This is a genomic window from Mesorhizobium marinum (assembly GCF_040813675.1).
Classification (GTDB): domain Bacteria; phylum Pseudomonadota; class Alphaproteobacteria; order Rhizobiales; family Rhizobiaceae; genus Mesorhizobium_K; species Mesorhizobium_K marinum.
On sequence record NZ_JBFOCI010000005.1, the window covers coordinates 84,906 to 99,132 of the forward strand.

15 protein-coding genes and 2 pseudogenes are annotated in these 14,227 nt (G+C 66.6%); 5 read left to right on the forward strand and 12 right to left on the reverse strand.

Annotation, left to right across the window (positions count from 1 at the left end; translation table 11 throughout):
• Positions 1-58 precede the first annotated feature (58 nt).
• The 3 genes from ABUE31_RS16295 to ABUE31_RS16305 are packed head-to-tail and all read right to left on the reverse strand — an operon-like array spanning position 59 to position 2,021.
• Positions 59-919, reverse strand: a complete 861-nt coding sequence (locus ABUE31_RS16295) for a 23S rRNA (adenine(2030)-N(6))-methyltransferase RlmJ (protein WP_367724731.1) — start codon at positions 917-919, stop codon at positions 59-61.
• Positions 916-1,536 (reverse strand): hypothetical protein, encoded by a 621-nt coding sequence (locus tag ABUE31_RS16300; RefSeq protein ID WP_367724732.1) that lies wholly within the window; start codon positions 1,534-1,536, stop codon positions 916-918. The genes ABUE31_RS16295 and ABUE31_RS16300 overlap by 4 nt, the downstream gene beginning before the upstream one ends.
• 35 nt (positions 1,537-1,571) lie before the next feature.
• Positions 1,572-2,021, reverse strand: a complete 450-nt coding sequence (locus ABUE31_RS16305) for a DNA polymerase III subunit chi (RefSeq protein ID WP_367724733.1) — start codon at positions 2,019-2,021, stop codon at positions 1,572-1,574.
• A gap of 144 nt (positions 2,022-2,165) precedes the next feature.
• Between ABUE31_RS16305 and ABUE31_RS16310 the strand changes: the two genes are divergently transcribed.
• Entirely contained in the window at positions 2,166-3,239 is a 1,074-nt protein-coding gene (locus ABUE31_RS16310) for a polysaccharide deacetylase family protein (RefSeq protein ID WP_367724734.1), read from the forward strand.
• Positions 3,240-3,265: 26 nt separating this feature from the next.
• Here ABUE31_RS16310 and sbmA read toward each other — a convergent pair whose 3' ends face one another.
• A complete protein-coding gene (gene sbmA, locus ABUE31_RS16315) occupies positions 3,266-4,543 on the reverse strand; it encodes a peptide antibiotic transporter SbmA (protein ID WP_367724735.1) in 1,278 nt (425 codons plus the stop codon).
• A gap of 199 nt (positions 4,544-4,742) precedes the next feature.
• On the reverse strand, positions 4,743-4,946 hold the full coding sequence (locus ABUE31_RS16320; protein WP_367724736.1) for a hypothetical protein: 204 nt from the start codon (positions 4,944-4,946) through the stop codon (positions 4,743-4,745).
• Between the two features lie 110 nt (positions 4,947-5,056).
• Here ABUE31_RS16320 and ABUE31_RS16325 point away from each other — a divergent pair, with 110 nt between their 5' ends.
• Complete coding sequence (locus ABUE31_RS16325; protein WP_367724737.1) at positions 5,057-5,971, forward strand: LysR substrate-binding domain-containing protein; 915 nt, start codon at positions 5,057-5,059, stop codon at positions 5,969-5,971.
• A 24-nt stretch (positions 5,972-5,995) separates the two neighbouring features.
• Here ABUE31_RS16325 and ABUE31_RS16330 read toward each other — a convergent pair whose 3' ends face one another.
• The 5 genes from ABUE31_RS16330 to mtnK form a co-directional block, all read right to left on the reverse strand.
• A complete protein-coding gene (locus tag ABUE31_RS16330; RefSeq protein ID WP_367724739.1) occupies positions 5,996-6,349 on the reverse strand; it encodes an arsenate reductase in 354 nt (117 codons plus the stop codon).
• Positions 6,346-6,762, reverse strand: coding sequence for a helix-turn-helix domain-containing protein (locus ABUE31_RS16335; RefSeq protein WP_367724740.1), 417 nt, complete (start codon positions 6,760-6,762; stop codon positions 6,346-6,348). Before ABUE31_RS16335 ends, ABUE31_RS16330 begins: the two co-directional genes overlap by 4 nt.
• Before the next feature lie 10 nt (positions 6,763-6,772).
• Entirely contained in the window at positions 6,773-7,075 is a 303-nt protein-coding gene (locus ABUE31_RS16340; protein ID WP_367724742.1) for a type II toxin-antitoxin system HigB family toxin, read from the reverse strand.
• A gap of 78 nt (positions 7,076-7,153) precedes the next feature.
• A complete protein-coding gene (mtnA, locus tag ABUE31_RS16345; RefSeq protein WP_367724743.1) occupies positions 7,154-8,260 on the reverse strand; it encodes an S-methyl-5-thioribose-1-phosphate isomerase in 1,107 nt (368 codons plus the stop codon).
• The gene (mtnK, locus tag ABUE31_RS16350; RefSeq protein ID WP_367724744.1) at positions 8,257-9,531 is read right to left on the reverse strand and encodes an S-methyl-5-thioribose kinase; all 1,275 of its coding nucleotides are present in this window, start codon (positions 9,529-9,531) and stop codon (positions 8,257-8,259) included. The genes mtnA and mtnK overlap by 4 nt, the downstream gene beginning before the upstream one ends.
• Before the next feature lie 115 nt (positions 9,532-9,646).
• On the opposite strand from mtnK, the gene ABUE31_RS16355 reads away from it, so the two are divergent.
• The 3 genes from ABUE31_RS16355 to ABUE31_RS16365 all read left to right on the forward strand — a co-directional run bounded on the left by ABUE31_RS16355 (position 9,647) and on the right by ABUE31_RS16365 (position 13,464).
• Positions 9,647-11,155, forward strand: a complete 1,509-nt coding sequence (locus ABUE31_RS16355; protein WP_367724745.1) for a sugar ABC transporter ATP-binding protein — start codon at positions 9,647-9,649, stop codon at positions 11,153-11,155.
• A gap of 223 nt (positions 11,156-11,378) precedes the next feature.
• Positions 11,379-12,374, forward strand: a complete 996-nt coding sequence (locus ABUE31_RS16360; RefSeq protein ID WP_367724746.1) for an ABC transporter permease — start codon at positions 11,379-11,381, stop codon at positions 12,372-12,374.
• A 34-nt stretch (positions 12,375-12,408) separates the two neighbouring features.
• Entirely contained in the window at positions 12,409-13,464 is a 1,056-nt protein-coding gene (locus ABUE31_RS16365; RefSeq protein WP_367724747.1) for a substrate-binding domain-containing protein, read from the forward strand.
• A gap of 66 nt (positions 13,465-13,530) precedes the next feature.
• Here the strand turns inward: ABUE31_RS16365 and ABUE31_RS16370 are convergent.
• Positions 13,531-13,957, reverse strand: a pseudogene (locus tag ABUE31_RS16370) (TA system VapC family ribonuclease toxin).
• A gap of 3 nt (positions 13,958-13,960) precedes the next feature.
• Positions 13,961-14,187: pseudogene (locus ABUE31_RS16375) on the reverse strand (CopG family transcriptional regulator).
• Positions 14,188-14,227: the final 40 nt, after the last annotated feature.

The following is a 14,227-nucleotide window of genomic DNA, read 5'->3' on the forward strand; positions in this document are numbered from 1 at the left end:
CAAAATCAGGTCCGGACGACGACCGGGGCCGCCATCATCCTTTCAAGCCCGGCCAGGGTCAAGCGTCAGCGTTCTCGCCGGCCAGCCATTCGAGCGACCAGCGGGCGCCGTCGTCTTCGGCAAGCGCGCCGACAAGCTCGGGAAGCAGGACGCGCATCTCCTTCTCGAAGACGAAGGGCGGGTTGACGACGACGAGCCCGGTTCCGTCGAATCGGGCCTCGCGCGAAGGACGGCGGACCTCGAAGGCGACGTCGAGAATCTTCGGCACGCCGCAAGCCCCAAGCATTTCCCGGAAGCCGCGGACGGCGGCGCGGTCCTTGATCGGATACCACAGCGCGTAGATGCCGCCCGGCCAGCGCCGGTGCGCGCGCACCAGCCCGTCGAGGAGGCGTTCGAACTCGCCGGGCTGCTCGAAGGGCGGATCGACCAGCACCAGCCCGCGCTTCTCCTTGGGCGGCAGATGCGCGCCGAGCGCAAGCCAGCCGTCGAGCTCGATCGCGCGGACCTGGAAGTCGCCGGCAAACAGCGCCTTCAGCCGCTGGAAATCCTGCGGGTGAAGCTCGATCGCGCTGAGACGGTCCTGCGGCCGAAGCAGGTGGCGCACGATGCCGGGCGATCCCGGATAGCATTCGACGCCGCCTTCGGGATTGGCAGCGCGAACGGCGTCCAGATAAGGCGCGAGCAGCGCCAGCGCCGGGGGCGAAAGCCCGGCATCCAGCAACCGGCCGATGCCGCCCCGCCATTCGCCCGTCTTCTGGGCCTCCGCGGAAGAGAGGTCGTAGAGGCCGAGGCCGGCATGGGTGTCGATCACCCGGAACGCCTTGTCCTTCAGCTTCAGATACTCGACCAGCCGGGCCAGCGCGGCGTGCTTGACGACGTCGGCGAAATTGCCGGCGTGGTAGACGTGGCGGTAGTTCATTGGCCGGAGGCGCCGCCGTCGCGGCCCCAGCGCGGCGGAGGCGGCGCGGACGCCTGCTTGCGCGCGCGACGGCCCCGCCGCATCGCCAGCACAAAGCCGATGAAACCGACGGCGGCGAGCGCGAAGCCGAGCGGCTGCAGCCGCGGGTCGAGCCGGCCTGCCCCGGCGCGCAGCACCAGGTCCACAGCGGCGATCTCGATGCCTTCCGCATCGCCCCTGCCGACGACGAAGGCATAGTCGCCCCCGGCGATGTCGGAGAGGACGCCTGCCTCGTCGCGATAGATCTTCTCGCGCAGCTGCGGGCTTCTCTCCTGCGGCTTGGCCTCGAAGAAGGTCAGCATCCGCGCCAGCACCGTGCGGCCGTCGACCGAGGCTGTGAGCGTGAGCGCCGTGCCGCTCGACGCGAACTCCGGCGGCGCCACCGCCGTCATGTCGACGAGCACGCGCACCGGCGCGTCGGACGGCGACAGCGCAACCGTGACCGGCCGGAACGCGCCGCCGCGATCGTAGACCCGGAACGTGCCGATCTCGCGACCCGAGAAGTTGGCGACGGCCCAGGGATAGCCGATGCCGGCGCCGAGCCCGGCAAGCAGGATCAGGAAGAACACCACGCGCATCGTTCAGCCTCGCTTGGCTCTGGCGGCGAGCCGGTTCATGCCTTGCGCTCCCAGCGCCTATCCGGCGTCTGCTGCCAGTAGGTGACCGCGTGGCCGGCGCCCTTCATCGTCTTCCAGTGCGCGCGCGCCGCCTCGAGCTGGGCGGCGTCGTGCCCGTCGAACATGAAGACGGCGCGGTCGTAGCCGGCAAGATCGGGCGGCGATGCGGCATCGACCAGGAAGCGCACCTGCGCCGAATTCGGGTTGGCGTCGGTCGTGGTGATGAAGACGGGCTGGTCGGCCGCATGCGGCTCGCGGTCGGTGCCGTGGGCGAGGAACGAATCGTCGCGGAAGCTCCAGAGATGCGCGTCGAGCGCGTCGCGCCGCTCCTCCGAACCGGTCTGCACGACGGCGCGCCAGCCACGGCCGAGGCTGCGCTCCAGGAGACCGGGAAGCGCGTCCTCCAGCGTCGACTCGGTCAGGTGGTAGAATAGGATTTCGGCCATGATCGGTCGTCTTAAAGCATCCTTTGACGGCGTCTGCACGAAGTTCGTGCGTCGGCTCCCTGCGATCCGAACGGGCACGGATCGCATCGACGCCACATTTGGCGCATAGCCGTGGCGGGTCCTGCATTCCATGTCCGGGTTCCGATGTCCGTTGCCGTCCGCGTCGTCCTCAGCGTCCTCCTGTCAGCGCCGATCGCGCTTGCCGAGCCGGCCCAGGCAGGCACGACGATCTTCAAGGCGTCCAGCGACGGCGGCCCTCCGGCCGGCGCCGCGAAGCAGCCGGCAAAGCCGCAATACGTGATCATCTCCTTCGACGGCGCGCACGACATGGCGCAGTGGCGGCGCAGCCGCGCGCTGGCGCAGAAGACCGGCGCGCGCTTCACCTACTTCCTGTCGTGCGTATTCCTGCTTTCGAAGGACAAGCGGCGCGACTACCAGGCGCCGGGCGAGGCCGCCGGACGTTCGGCCGTCGGCTTTGCGCAGACGAAGGCAGAGGTCGCCGAGCGGCTCGGCCAGATCCGGCTGGCGGCGGACGAGGGGCACGAGATCGCCAGCCACGCCTGCGGCCATTTCGACGGCAAGGGCTGGTCGAAGGCCGACTGGCTGAAGGAATTCGACGCCTTCAAGCGCATCATGGCCGGCGCCTATGCGTTCAACGGCCTGGACGGCGAACCGGCCGACTGGAAGAGTTTCGCGCAGACCGCCGTGACCGGGTTTCGCGCCCCCTATCTCAGCACCGGGCCGGCGCTCTACGAGGCGCTGCGCGAAGCAGGCCTGCACTACGACGCCAGCGCGGTCTCCAGGGGTCCGGTCGAGCCGGCCGCGCAAGGCGGGATCGACCGCTTCTCGCTGCCGCAGATCCCGGAAGGGCCGAATGCCCGGCGCATCATCGCCATGGACTACAATCTGTTCGTGCGCCATTCGGGCGGGCTGGAGCGCCCGGACGGGGCCGCGGCCTTCCAGGCGCGCAGCTACGAGGCGTTCAAGGCGGCGTTCGACGCGCAGTACCGGGGCGAGCGCATCCCGCTGCAACTCGGCTTCCATTTCACGCTGATGAACGGCGGCGCCTACTGGGGCGCGCTGGAGCAGTTCGCCGACGATGTCTGCGGCAAGGCCGACGTGGTCTGCACCAGCTACGCCGACTATCTGAAGCGCACGGACGCCGACGCGAGCGATACGGCGACCGGCGAGATCGGGGCTTCCTCGGCCGGCGGCTGAACCGCCGGCCTCGGTTTCTTCGCCGATCAGGACGCCGGCTGGTCTTCCGGCCGCATGCCGGCCCGCTGGCGCTCCAGATAATGCTGGTCGATGTCGGGCAGCGGCTCGCCTTCCAGCGTCGCCTCGAAGGCGCGCAGGCGCTTGTGGACCGACAGAAGCTCGACGATCGTCGGCCAGGAATTGACCAGGAACTGGAACGAACCGGTGACCTGGGAAAAGGCGTAGCTGATCTGGTTCAGCAGGCCGAGCGTGATGGTGCCGGCGACGATGGACGGCCCGAGGATGAGCAGCGAGAAAATGTTGTTCGCCTGCAGGTAGGTGTAGCGCACCACGTTGAAATAGACGTAGTGGAAATAGAGCCGGAAATAATTGCGACGGACATTGCCGAACAGTTCCGTCACCGTGGCCGGCTGCGCCCGCGACGCGTCGTCTTCGCCATAGACCAGTTCCTTGCGATACGCGGCCTCGACCCGCTGGTTTCTGAACTGGAGCCCCGGCAGCTTGTAGCCCGCGACGACGAGGCTGATGGTGCCGAAAAACGCCCAGGCGATGGCCGCCACGACGAGCGGATGCGAAATCGCGCCGACGATGGGCAGCGCGGTGATGTGGGTGGACAGCGCGATCAGCACCGGCAGGAAGGCGATGAGCGTCATGATCGAATCGATGAACGCCGTGCCGAGCCCCTCCATGATCTGGGAGAAGCGCATCGTGTCTTCCTGGACGCGCTGCGACGCGCCCTCGATGTGGCGCAGGCGATCCCAGTGGGACATGTAGTAGTCGTTCATCGCGTTGCGCCAGCGGAAGACCCAGTGGCTGACGAGGAATGCGTTCAGCACGGACACGTTCATGCCGACCAGCGCGAGCCCCGCGAAGCTGGCCACCTGTGAGTAGAACTCGGGCGTGGTGGTGGTGATGGTCTTCGAGAGCACGTTCTGGATGTAGTCCCAGAACGGGCCGTACCAGTTGTTGACGGCGACGCTGACCTGCACCTGGAAGTAGACGATGAACAGGATGAGCGCGGACCCCAGGATCGACCAGCGCTGCCAGGGATGCGGCGAATACCGGCTCCAGAAGGCATAGAAGAGCGCTACGCCGAGCGCGAAGTAGAGGTAGAACCAGAGGAACGGCTTCGACCAGAACACGGCGACGCCGATGATGGGCGGCGCGTCGGCGGCGGCGGGCGGAAGCCCAATCAGGGCACCCCACTGCTCTCCCCCGGCAAACCATACGAGAACGAGGACAAGGCTCCAGGCGGCGGCCGAGGTGAAGAACAGCTTCGGCTGCGGGAAGAACGACAAGAACAAGCGGCGGCTCCTTGGATAGGGCGCGAACGGGCGTCTGCCCGGCATCATCCACACTTCCCGGCGAAAGGAAATGCCGGAGACGCCGGGGACCGCCCGCTCTGAAGCATCCAATCGTGGCGAATTTGACGGGACGTGGCAGGAAACGGATCCGCCGCCGCCAAGGCACGAAGGCGCGTCGGCGGCGGGTCGCGAACTGAGGTCAGGGGACGCAGCGGCCGGGCCGCGCCGCCTCGGAGACATAGGCCACCGGCAGGTGGGCCGGCGGCAGGTCGGCGCGCTCGCGCTCGCTCATCGCGTCTATGGCGGGATGCGCATAGGGGTCGTCCGCCCAGGCCGCATCGTCGCCGCAGCGGCGGCCGGCCGGAAACGCCAGGAAACCGGCCAGGATTGAGGAAATCTTCATGACGTTGCTCCGCGTTCGGCTTGCTTCCTTTCATTCTTCGGCTTGTCGGCGGTACTCGCAATCCAGATGTGGGGATGGCTAGGTTTAGAAAAACTGGATATTGTCGGTTTATGGACGGACTCGGAAAAGTGCATCTGAACGGCCTGCGCGCGATCGAGACGGTGGCGCGGCTTGGCACGCTGCAGAAGGCGGCGGACGAGCTTGGCGTGTCGCCGAGCGCGGTGTCGCAACTGGTCAACCGGGCCGAGAAGCAGATCGGCCGGACGGTGTTCGAGCGCACGCGCACGGGGCTGGCGCCGACCGAGTTCGGCAACCGGTTCTGCGCGCGGCTGACGGCGGCCTTTCGCGAGCTTTCCGGCGCGATGGCGCTGGCCGCCGACGATGCCGGCAACCGCCTGGTGGTGTCGGTGGCGCCGGCCTTCGCGGCGCGCTGGCTGGTGCCGAGGCTGAGCCGCTTCTACCGGAAGCATCCGGAAATCATGCTGCGCATCGACGCGGCGACGAAACTCGCCGACCTCGACCGCTCCGACGTCGACCTGGCGATCCGCATGGGCGACGGATCCTGGCCGGGGGTCGACGCGGAACTGCTGTTTGCGCAGCGCATCTTCCCGGTCTGCGCGCCCGACATCGCCGCCCGGCTGAAACGGGTCGAGGACCTCGGCAACGAGTGGGTGATCCGCGAGGAAGCCGGCATGGTCGACTGGAAGCGCTGGTTCGAGCAGGCCGGGGTGAAAGACGTGACGCTGCAGATGGGCGCCAGCTTCACCGACCCCAACCTCTGCCTGGAGGCGACGATCGGCGGCCAGGGCGTGATGCTGGCGTCGCAACTGCTCGCCGCCGACGCGCTCGCCGACGGCCGCCTGGTCGCGCCGTTCGGCGTCAGCGCCGAGAGCGGGCTCGGATACTACATGGCGACGTCATCCGCGAAGAGACCGGGCCGCAAGGTGACGGCCTTCAAGCGCTGGCTGCGCGAGGAGGCCGAAAAGACGCCGCAGTTCGGCAACGCCGTCCAGCGACCGGGCTGAACCGACAGCCGGCGCTGCGATCGTTCAGCCGGCCGAAACGGCCTGCTCGTAGATGTCCGGCTTGAAGCCGACGGTGACGGCCCCGTCGACGTCGAGAACAGGACGCTTGATCAGCGTCGGGTGCGCCTGCATCAGCGCGAGCGCCTTCTTCTCGTCGAGGCCTGCCCTGTCGGCATCGGAGAGCCCCTTGAAGGTGGTGCTGGCCTTGTTCAGCAGCTTCTCCCAGCCGACCGCGCCCTTCCAGCGCGCGAGGCTCCTCGGGTCGAGCCCGTCGACGCGAAAGTCGACGAAACGATGCTCGACGCCGTTCGCCTCGAGCCAGGCGCGCGCCTTCCTGACGGTGTCGCAGGTCTTGATGCCGTAGATGGTTACGGTCATGGGCGCGACCCGCCCCGTTGCGAAGCTTGTTTGGTGGACGGTCGAGTGACCGCCAGATGATAGGGCCTGACAAGTTGATCGGCCGGGAGATGCCACTCCCGGCTGAGACGATAGACCATATCCATGGACAGAGCCCGCTTGCGATTGAGAATCTCCGATGCCCTGGGCGTAGATCTGAGTACGGCACCCAAGTCCGCCTGCGTCAGGCCCGACGTCTCCATGTGGGCCTTGATCAACTCAACGGGATCCTGCGCTTCAATGGGCCAATGCATGTTCTCGTACGCCTCCACGAGCGTCACAAGCACATCAAGCTTGTCGCCCGCGGGCGTACCGACATCCGCGCCCCAGAGACGCTCGATCTCGCGCAACGCCTCCTTGTGGTCTTCATGCGTTCGGATCGGCCGAATATCCATGGCATCATTCCTAGAAAATCGACACCTTCAGCGCGTCGATACGGTCATACTCAGCATGCGTGCCGAGGAACTTCACGAAGGCAATCTGCCTGCGAAAATCGAACGCGACGACCAAACGATAGTCTCCGCCACCGATCTCGAAACGCACCCGCTCCGCATTCAGCACCTTGGCCTTCGAGAACGCGACGAGGACGTCCTGCGGCTGATCCCATCGCGCCGATTTGGTTACCTGATGCCAATGCACCAGCGACCGTTTTGCGGCAGGGTGCTTTGTCCAGTATTCGACGAGCGTGTTCTGGGCAATTACCCGCATGCCGCCATCATTCCCATAATGGGAAGATAACGACGGACGCCTCAGAACACAAGCACTATTCCCATCCAGGGAACCTGCTCAGGCAGCGCTTCTTGCCCGCTCGGGAAACAGCGCGAGCAAGCCCTCGGGCGAGGCCTCGGCGATGCCGCGCTCGGTGATGAGGCCGGTGATCAGCCGCGCCGGCGTCACGTCGAAGGCGGGGTTCGCGCCCGGCGAGTTCTCCGGCGAGATGCGAACCTGGGCGATCTCGCCCGACGCGGTCTTGCCCTGCACGAAGGACACCTCGTCGGCGGAACGCTCCTCGATCGGGATTTCCTTCACGCCGTCGCGCACAGTCCAGTCGATGGTCGGCGACGGCAGGCCGACGTAGAAGGGAACGCCGTTGTCGTGCGCGGCGAGCGCCTTCAGGTAGGTGCCGATCTTGTTGCAGACGTCGCCGTTGGCCGTGGTGCGGTCGGTGCCGACGATGACCATGTCGACCATGCCGTGCTGCATGAAGTGGCCGCCGGCATTGTCGACGACCAGCGTGTGCGGCACGCCGTGGCCGGCCATTTCCCAGGCGGTCAGCTGGGCACCCTGGTTGCGCGGCCTGGTCTCGTCGACATAGACGTGGACGGGAATTCCGGCCTCGGTCGCGAGATAGATCGGCGCGGTGGCGGTGCCGTAGTCGACGGTCGCCAGCCAGCCGGCGTTACAATGGGTCAGGATGTTGACCGGCTCGCCCGGCTTCTTCTTGGCCGCGATCTGCCTGATCACCTCCAGGCCGTGCCGGCCGATCGAACGGTTGAGCTCGATGTCCTCGTCGGCGATCTCGGCGGCACGGCGCCAGGCAGCGGTGGCCCGGTCGGCGGGGGCGTAGGGCGACAGCACGCGCTTCATCTCGTCGAGCGCCCAGCGCAGGTTGATGGCGGTGGGGCGCGTCTCGTGCAGGTGATCCCAGACGCGGTCGAGCGCGGCGTCGGACGGGTCGTCGTTCATCTGGATGGCGACGCCATAGGCCGCCGTCACGCCGATGAGCGGCGCGCCGCGCACCCACATGTCGCGGATGGCGGTCGCGATGCCGTCGACCGTGCCGACATTGACGACGCGGAACTCGTGCGGCAACCAGCGCTGGTCGATGATGTCGACGGAGCGGCCGTCCTCGCCGACCCAGATGGTGCGGTAGTGGCGGTCTGCGACTTTCACGCGACGACTCCCTTCTCGATACGGACGGCAAGCGCGTTGGCCTCGTCCAGTCCCTGGATGCGCTCGCGATTGACGGCGAGGTGGCGGCCGAACTTCAACGCCTTCGCCTCACACCTGGCGCGCAGGTCGGCATCTTCAATGGCCTCGAAGTCGGCATTGTGGGCGAGGCCGAGAATGCGGCGGTGGATCTCGATCCCGGCAAAACCCAGCATGTCGACGAAGATGTCGTGCAGCATGCGGTCGAGCGCCTGCTCCGCGCCGAACGCGTCGCCGCGATCCTCGAAGAGCCTGCGGTCGTAGAGCATCCCGGTGCGCTCGGTGCGCCAGAGATGGGAGAACTCGGCGCGGAACACCGACCAGGTCTCGTCGATCACGCCAAGCAGGTAGCTGCGCTGCGCCTCGCGATCGCCGGCCGCTTCGTGGCCGGCCTGCGCGAAATAGGCCATCCAGAAATTGGCGAGCAGCATGCCGACATCGAAGGCCATCGGCGCATAGAAGGCGAATTCCGGGTCGATGACGCGGGTGTCCTCATCGGTCACCATGATCGAGCCCGAATGCAGGTCGCCATGCACCAGCGTCTCGGCGTTCGCCGCGAACATGTGCTTCAGCTTCTGCGCCTCGACCTTGAGGTCGCGGTCGGCGCGCAGTTCGGCGACCAGCGCGTCGAGCTGCGGCGTGGTGTGACGGTTGAGCTCGGCCTCGTAGTAGGGATCGGTGAAGACGAGATTCTCGGTGATGTCGCAGAGCTCGGCATTGTCGGCGAACAGGGCGACATCTTCCTTGCGCGCGCGCGCCTTCATGCTGAGGTCGGAGCCGCGGAACAGCGTGCGGGCCATGAAGAGGCCGAGGTCGCGGGCGATCTTCGGCGGCATGCGGCCGTCGATCAGCGCGCGCCGGAGAATCACGTGCGGCGTCAGGTATTCCATGACGATGAGCGCCTGCGCCTCGTCGAAATGGTAGATGGCGGGAACGGTTCCCTCGCCCGCGCGGGCCTCCTGGCGGACCAGCGCGTGGTACTCGAAGAAGGAGCGTTTCAGGGGCAGCGGCCAGCTCTCGCCGACAAGGCGCACATAGGGCAGCGCCTGCTTGACGATGGCCGCGCCCTCGCCGCCTTCGACGATGAAGACGAGATTCAGGTTGCCGTCGCCGACCTCGCGCACTTTCCAGGCGGACGCATCCGCGCCGATGCGCGACGACAGCGCCGCGACGCCGCCCAGGCGCGCCGGAAGGGTCTCGACTGTGAGCGCTTCAAAAGCCTCGGATCCGTTCATGGTTGACCTCCCTTTGGCCTCCCTTTTTCGGCGAACCTAAGGGAGTGTTCTGGCAATTGTCAATCGTATTGACAATTGCCGACTTCCTCCATAGCGTTGGTCCATGGGAGGATGAATGGCAGACCCCGCGTTCCGCATAGCGGACCTGAGGAAGTCCTTTGGCCCGACGCAGGTGCTGGGCGGCGTGAGCCTTGAGCTCCACGCCGGCGAGGTCACCGTGCTCATGGGCGCAAACGGCGCCGGCAAGTCCACACTCGTGAGGGTCGTTTCCGGCGTCTACCGGAGCGACGGCGGCGCGATCACGCTCGACGGCAAGGATTTTGCGCCGGCAAGCCCGGCCGAGGCGATCCGCGCCGGCGTGGTGACCGTGCACCAGAACATCAACGACGGCGTGGTGGTGGCGCTCGATGTCGCCACCAACCTGACGCTGGACCGGCTGAACGGCGCCGGCGCGAAATTCCTGTTCAATCCACGCCGCGTGCGCCGCCAGGCACAGGAAGTGGCGGCTCGCATGGGCCTCGACGTCAATCTCGACGCCGAGATCGGCGACCTGTCGCTGGCCGACCGGCAGATGGTGGCGATCGCGCGCGCCATGGCGCACGAACCCAAGGTGCTGATCCTCGACGAGCCGACCTCGTCGCTGTCTAGCGCGGAGGCGAACCGGCTGTTCGAGGTGATCGACCGGCTGCGCGACCACGGCGTGGCGATCCTCTACATCTCGCACCGCATGTCGGACATAAGGCGGCTTGCCGACCGCATCGTCAGCCTGCGCGACGGCCGCATCACCGGCGTGTTCGACGAAAAACCGCTCGACTACGAAGGCGCGGTCAACGCCATGCTGGGCCAGAAGATGCATCGCGCCCAGATCGCCGCGCGCGACGGCGACGGCGCGGTTTTTTCGGCGGAGAACCTGTCGATTGCGGCGCATTCGCGGCCCTTCTCGATGAAGCTCGGCGACGGCGAGATCGTCGCCGTCACCGGCCTTGTCGGCGTCGGCAAGACGGCCTTCGCCGAGACGCTGTTCGGCGTGCGCCGGCCGCTCGGCGGCACGATGAGCCTGCGCGGCCGGCCCTATGCACCGGCATCGACGGCCGACGCCATCGCAGCCGGCGTCTTCCTGGTGGCGAAGGACCGCGCCGAAAGCGGCATCGTCAAGGACTTCAATCTCTACGAGAACATGAGCCTGCCCTTCCTCGACCGCATCTCGAGCTTCGGGGTGGCGCGGCGCGGCGCCGAGCGCGCGGTCGCGCGCGACGCCATCACCGACCTCGGTATCGTCTGCCGGTCCGAGAAGGACGACATGGCGACGCTGTCGGGCGGCAACCAGCAGAAGGTGATGGTGGCGCGCTGGATGTCGCAGCCGGCCGGCCTGTTCATTCTCGACGAGCCGTTCCAGGGCGTCGACATCGCGGCACGACGCGACATCGCGGCGAAACTGCGCGCCAGTGCGGCCGGCCGCGCCACGCTGATCTTCGTCACCGAACTCGACGAGGCGCTGGAGACGGCCGACCGCATCCTCGTGATGTCGGAACACACCATCGTCGGCGAACACCGCAACGCCGACGTCGACATCGACCGGCTGCTTGCCGAGATCGCCGGACAGCACCTCAAGGGGGCGGCATGATGACAGGCGCTTCATTCCTTCGCGCCCCCCTCTGGCCTGCCGGCCATCTCCCCCTCAAGGGGGGAGATCAGCCATCATCGAAACCTTCGCCAATCTCCAAAGGCGCCGATAAGGCGATGTGGTCAAAGCCGCCAATCTCCCCCCTTGAGGGGGAGATGGCCGGCAGGCCAGAGGGGGGTGGCAACACGCGCGATGTGCGCAAACAAATACCTCAGGCACATTCATGACTCTCCGCGACTTCGCCATCAAATACGGCTTCATCGCCCTGCTTCTGGGGCTGATCGTGTTCTTCACGCTATCGACGGACGGCTTCGGCTCGCCGCAGGCGGCGGTGTTCATCTTCCAGTCGGTGGCGATCACCGGCGTGCTGGCGCTCGGCGTCACCGCGACGCTGGTGGTCGGCGGCTTCGACCTGTCGATCGGCTCGGTGGCGACGACGGCGATGATGGCGGCGGCCTACGCGATGGTGGTGCTGGAGCAGAACGCACTGGTGGCGGTCGCGATCTGCCTGGTCATCGGCGTGGTGGTCGGGCTGATCAACGGGTTCCTGATCGTCTACATGCGCGTGCCCGACCTGCTGGCGACACTCGGCATGATGTTCCTGCTGGTCGGCCTGCAGCGCATCCCGACAGAAGGGCGCTCCATCGCCACTGGCATGACCATGCCCGACGGCTCGACCGCCGAGGGCACGTTCAGCGCCGCCTTCCTGGCGCTCGGCCGCCACCGCTTCGACTTCTTCATCCCGAACCTGATCCCGGTGTCGGTGGTGGTGCTGCTGGTGCTGGCGGTGCTGATCTGGTTCTTCCTCGAATACACCCGCTTCGGGCGCATGATGTACGCCGTGGGCAGCAATCCGAAGGCCGCCGAACTCGCCGGCGCGCCTGTCAAGGCATACAAGATCTGGGCCTATGTGATTTCGGGAGTTTTCGCCTCGATCGGCGGCATTCTTCTCGCCGCCAGGCTTGGACGCGGCGACATCGCCTCGGGTAACAATCTGCTGCTGGATTCAGTCGCCGCGGCGCTCATCGGCTTCGCGGTCCTGGGTGCGGCCAAGCCCAATGCCTTCGGCACCGCCATCGGCGCGCTGTTCGTCGGCGTCCTCTTGCAGGGGCTGACGATGATGAATGCGCCTTACTACACGCAGGACTTCGTGAAGGGGGCGGTCCTGGTCGTGGCCCTCGTCTTCACATTTGCCCTTTCGAACCGGGGCAGAACCTAAACATCAACCGACCAGACACAAAGTGGAGGAAGGAATGAACTTTACGCGTAGAACCTTCGGCAGACTTGCGATCGGCCTCGCCGCCGCCAGCTGCCTCATCTCGGCGCCGGCCCTGGCGCAGGACCGTCCGGCGCCGTTCGACAAGCCCGCCGACGTCAAGATCGCGCTGGTGCGCTATCTCTCGACCGGCGACTTCTTCCAGGCCTATCTCAGCGGCGTGGAAGCGCAGGCCAAGGCGCTCGGCGTCGACCTTCGTGTCTTCGACAGCCGGCAGGACGCCGCGCTGCAGGCCGACATGGTCGACCAGGCGATCGCGCTCGGCGTGCAGGGCATCATCATCCAGCACGGCCTGACGGAATCGATGAAGGAAGCCGCGCAGCGCGCGGTCGACGCCGGCATCAAGGTCGTGGCCTTCGACGTCAACGTCGAGAACGAGAAGATCCCGCAGATCGAGCAGTCCGACCGCGACCTCGCCCGCCTGGCGCTCGAGCAGGCGGTCAAGGACAACGGCGAAGCCTGGAAGGCCGGCTATGTCTACGTCGCCGGCATCGCGCCGCTCGACCGCCGCGACGAGACCTGGAAGGAGTTCAAGGCCAAGTATCCGGGCATCGAGGAAAAGGCCATGTTCGGCACGCTCGACAACCCGATCGCCAACTCGGTCGCCAACCAGGCGCGCTCCGTGCTGACGGCGAACCCGGACATCCAGGTCATGTTCGCGCCCTATGACGAGTTCGCCAAGGGCGTGAAGATCGCGGTCGACGAGGCCGGCCTGTCGTCGGACATCAAGATCTACTCGGCCGACGTCTCGACCTCCGACATCGCGGCGATGCGGGAGCCCGGCAGCGCCTGGGCGGCGACCGCGGCGACCAACCCGGCCGTCGTCGGCCAGGTTTCGGTGCGCGCGCTGGCGCAGCTGCTCGCCGGCGAGGATCCGGGCAAGAGCGTGATCGTGCCGCCGACGCTGATCACGCAGAAGGACCTCAACGACAACGACATCAAGAACATGGAAGAGCTGTCGGCGAAGATGCCGCAGTTCGCGCATGCCGATGTCGCCATGCCGGCCTGGATGCCGAACCCGAACGCGAAGTGACTTTTCGGCCGCAGGGCTGAAGCAGGAAGGGCGGGCTGGAGGGCCCGCCCTTTTTTGACTCGAGCATTATCCTTCGATGATGTGCAGCGCCGCCTTGCCGCCTTTGACGGCGGCGACGGAAAGCCGGCGGTCGAACGTCGCCAGCTTGCCGCGGTTGGTTTTGGCAAGCGCCAGCAGGTAGGTGTCGATAACCTGCGTCGAAGTGAGGATGCGGCCCGGGTCAACAAGGTCGGACGCAATCAGGCTGAGGTCATCTGGCCAGAAACGATGGCCGGAAAGGCTGCACAGCTTGGTCATTATCGCCGCAACAGCGGCGGGCGATCCCGGCGTGTTCGGATATTTCGGACTTCCGACAATCCGGATCACCCCATTCTCGGTCATCGGGCAGGTTGCCCAGTCTTGGTTGCCCTGAGGTTGCGAACCAGCCATGAGCCGCGTCGTGCGCAACGTGGCCGGGATCGATCAAGGCGACGAGTACATTAACGTCGAGCAGATATCACGGAAGTTCGTCGCGGAGCGTGTTCACCGTCTTCAGCGTCACCGGTGGTGCGCCGGGTCGAACGCCAAGCAGGGGACGCCATTGCGCTCGGCGGGCGGCTGCGGCTTACGCAGGGATTTGCGCGCGAGATCGGAGATGACATCGCCCAAGCTACGGTCTTGCTGGTCGGCAATGGCTTTCGCAGCCATGAGAACGTCATCGTCAATGGCCAGGGTCGTTCGCATGCGCGTGCATCTCCAACCAGCATCAAGCATCACGCATCAA

Excerpts from the sequence above, each read along its gene's own strand:
- ABUE31_RS16295 (WP_367724731.1), bottom strand. The coding sequence starts at position 919 with ATGAACTACCGCCACGTCTACCACGCCGGCAATTTCGCCGACGTCGTC.
- ABUE31_RS16360 (WP_367724746.1), top strand. The coding sequence starts at position 11,379 with ATGACTCTCCGCGACTTCGCCATCAAATACGGCTTCATCGCCCTGCTT.
- ABUE31_RS16320 (WP_367724736.1), bottom strand. The coding sequence starts at position 4,946 with ATGAAGATTTCCTCAATCCTGGCCGGTTTCCTGGCGTTTCCGGCCGGC.
- mtnK (WP_367724744.1), bottom strand. The coding sequence starts at position 9,531 with ATGAACGGATCCGAGGCTTTTGAAGCGCTCACAGTCGAGACCCTTCCG.
- ABUE31_RS16305 (WP_367724733.1), bottom strand. The coding sequence starts at position 2,021 with ATGGCCGAAATCCTATTCTACCACCTGACCGAGTCGACGCTGGAGGAC.
- ABUE31_RS16300 (WP_367724732.1), bottom strand. The coding sequence starts at position 1,536 with ATGCGCGTGGTGTTCTTCCTGATCCTGCTTGCCGGGCTCGGCGCCGGC.
- ABUE31_RS16335 (WP_367724740.1), bottom strand. The coding sequence starts at position 6,762 with ATGGATATTCGGCCGATCCGAACGCATGAAGACCACAAGGAGGCGTTG.
- ABUE31_RS16330 (WP_367724739.1), bottom strand. The coding sequence starts at position 6,349 with ATGACCGTAACCATCTACGGCATCAAGACCTGCGACACCGTCAGGAAG.
- ABUE31_RS16355 (WP_367724745.1), top strand. The coding sequence starts at position 9,647 with ATGGCAGACCCCGCGTTCCGCATAGCGGACCTGAGGAAGTCCTTTGGC.
- ABUE31_RS16325 (WP_367724737.1), top strand. The coding sequence starts at position 5,057 with ATGGACGGACTCGGAAAAGTGCATCTGAACGGCCTGCGCGCGATCGAG.
- ABUE31_RS16340 (WP_367724742.1), bottom strand. The coding sequence starts at position 7,075 with ATGCGGGTAATTGCCCAGAACACGCTCGTCGAATACTGGACAAAGCAC.
- ABUE31_RS16310 (WP_367724734.1), top strand. The coding sequence starts at position 2,166 with ATGTCCGTTGCCGTCCGCGTCGTCCTCAGCGTCCTCCTGTCAGCGCCG.
- ABUE31_RS16365 (WP_367724747.1), top strand. The coding sequence starts at position 12,409 with ATGAACTTTACGCGTAGAACCTTCGGCAGACTTGCGATCGGCCTCGCC.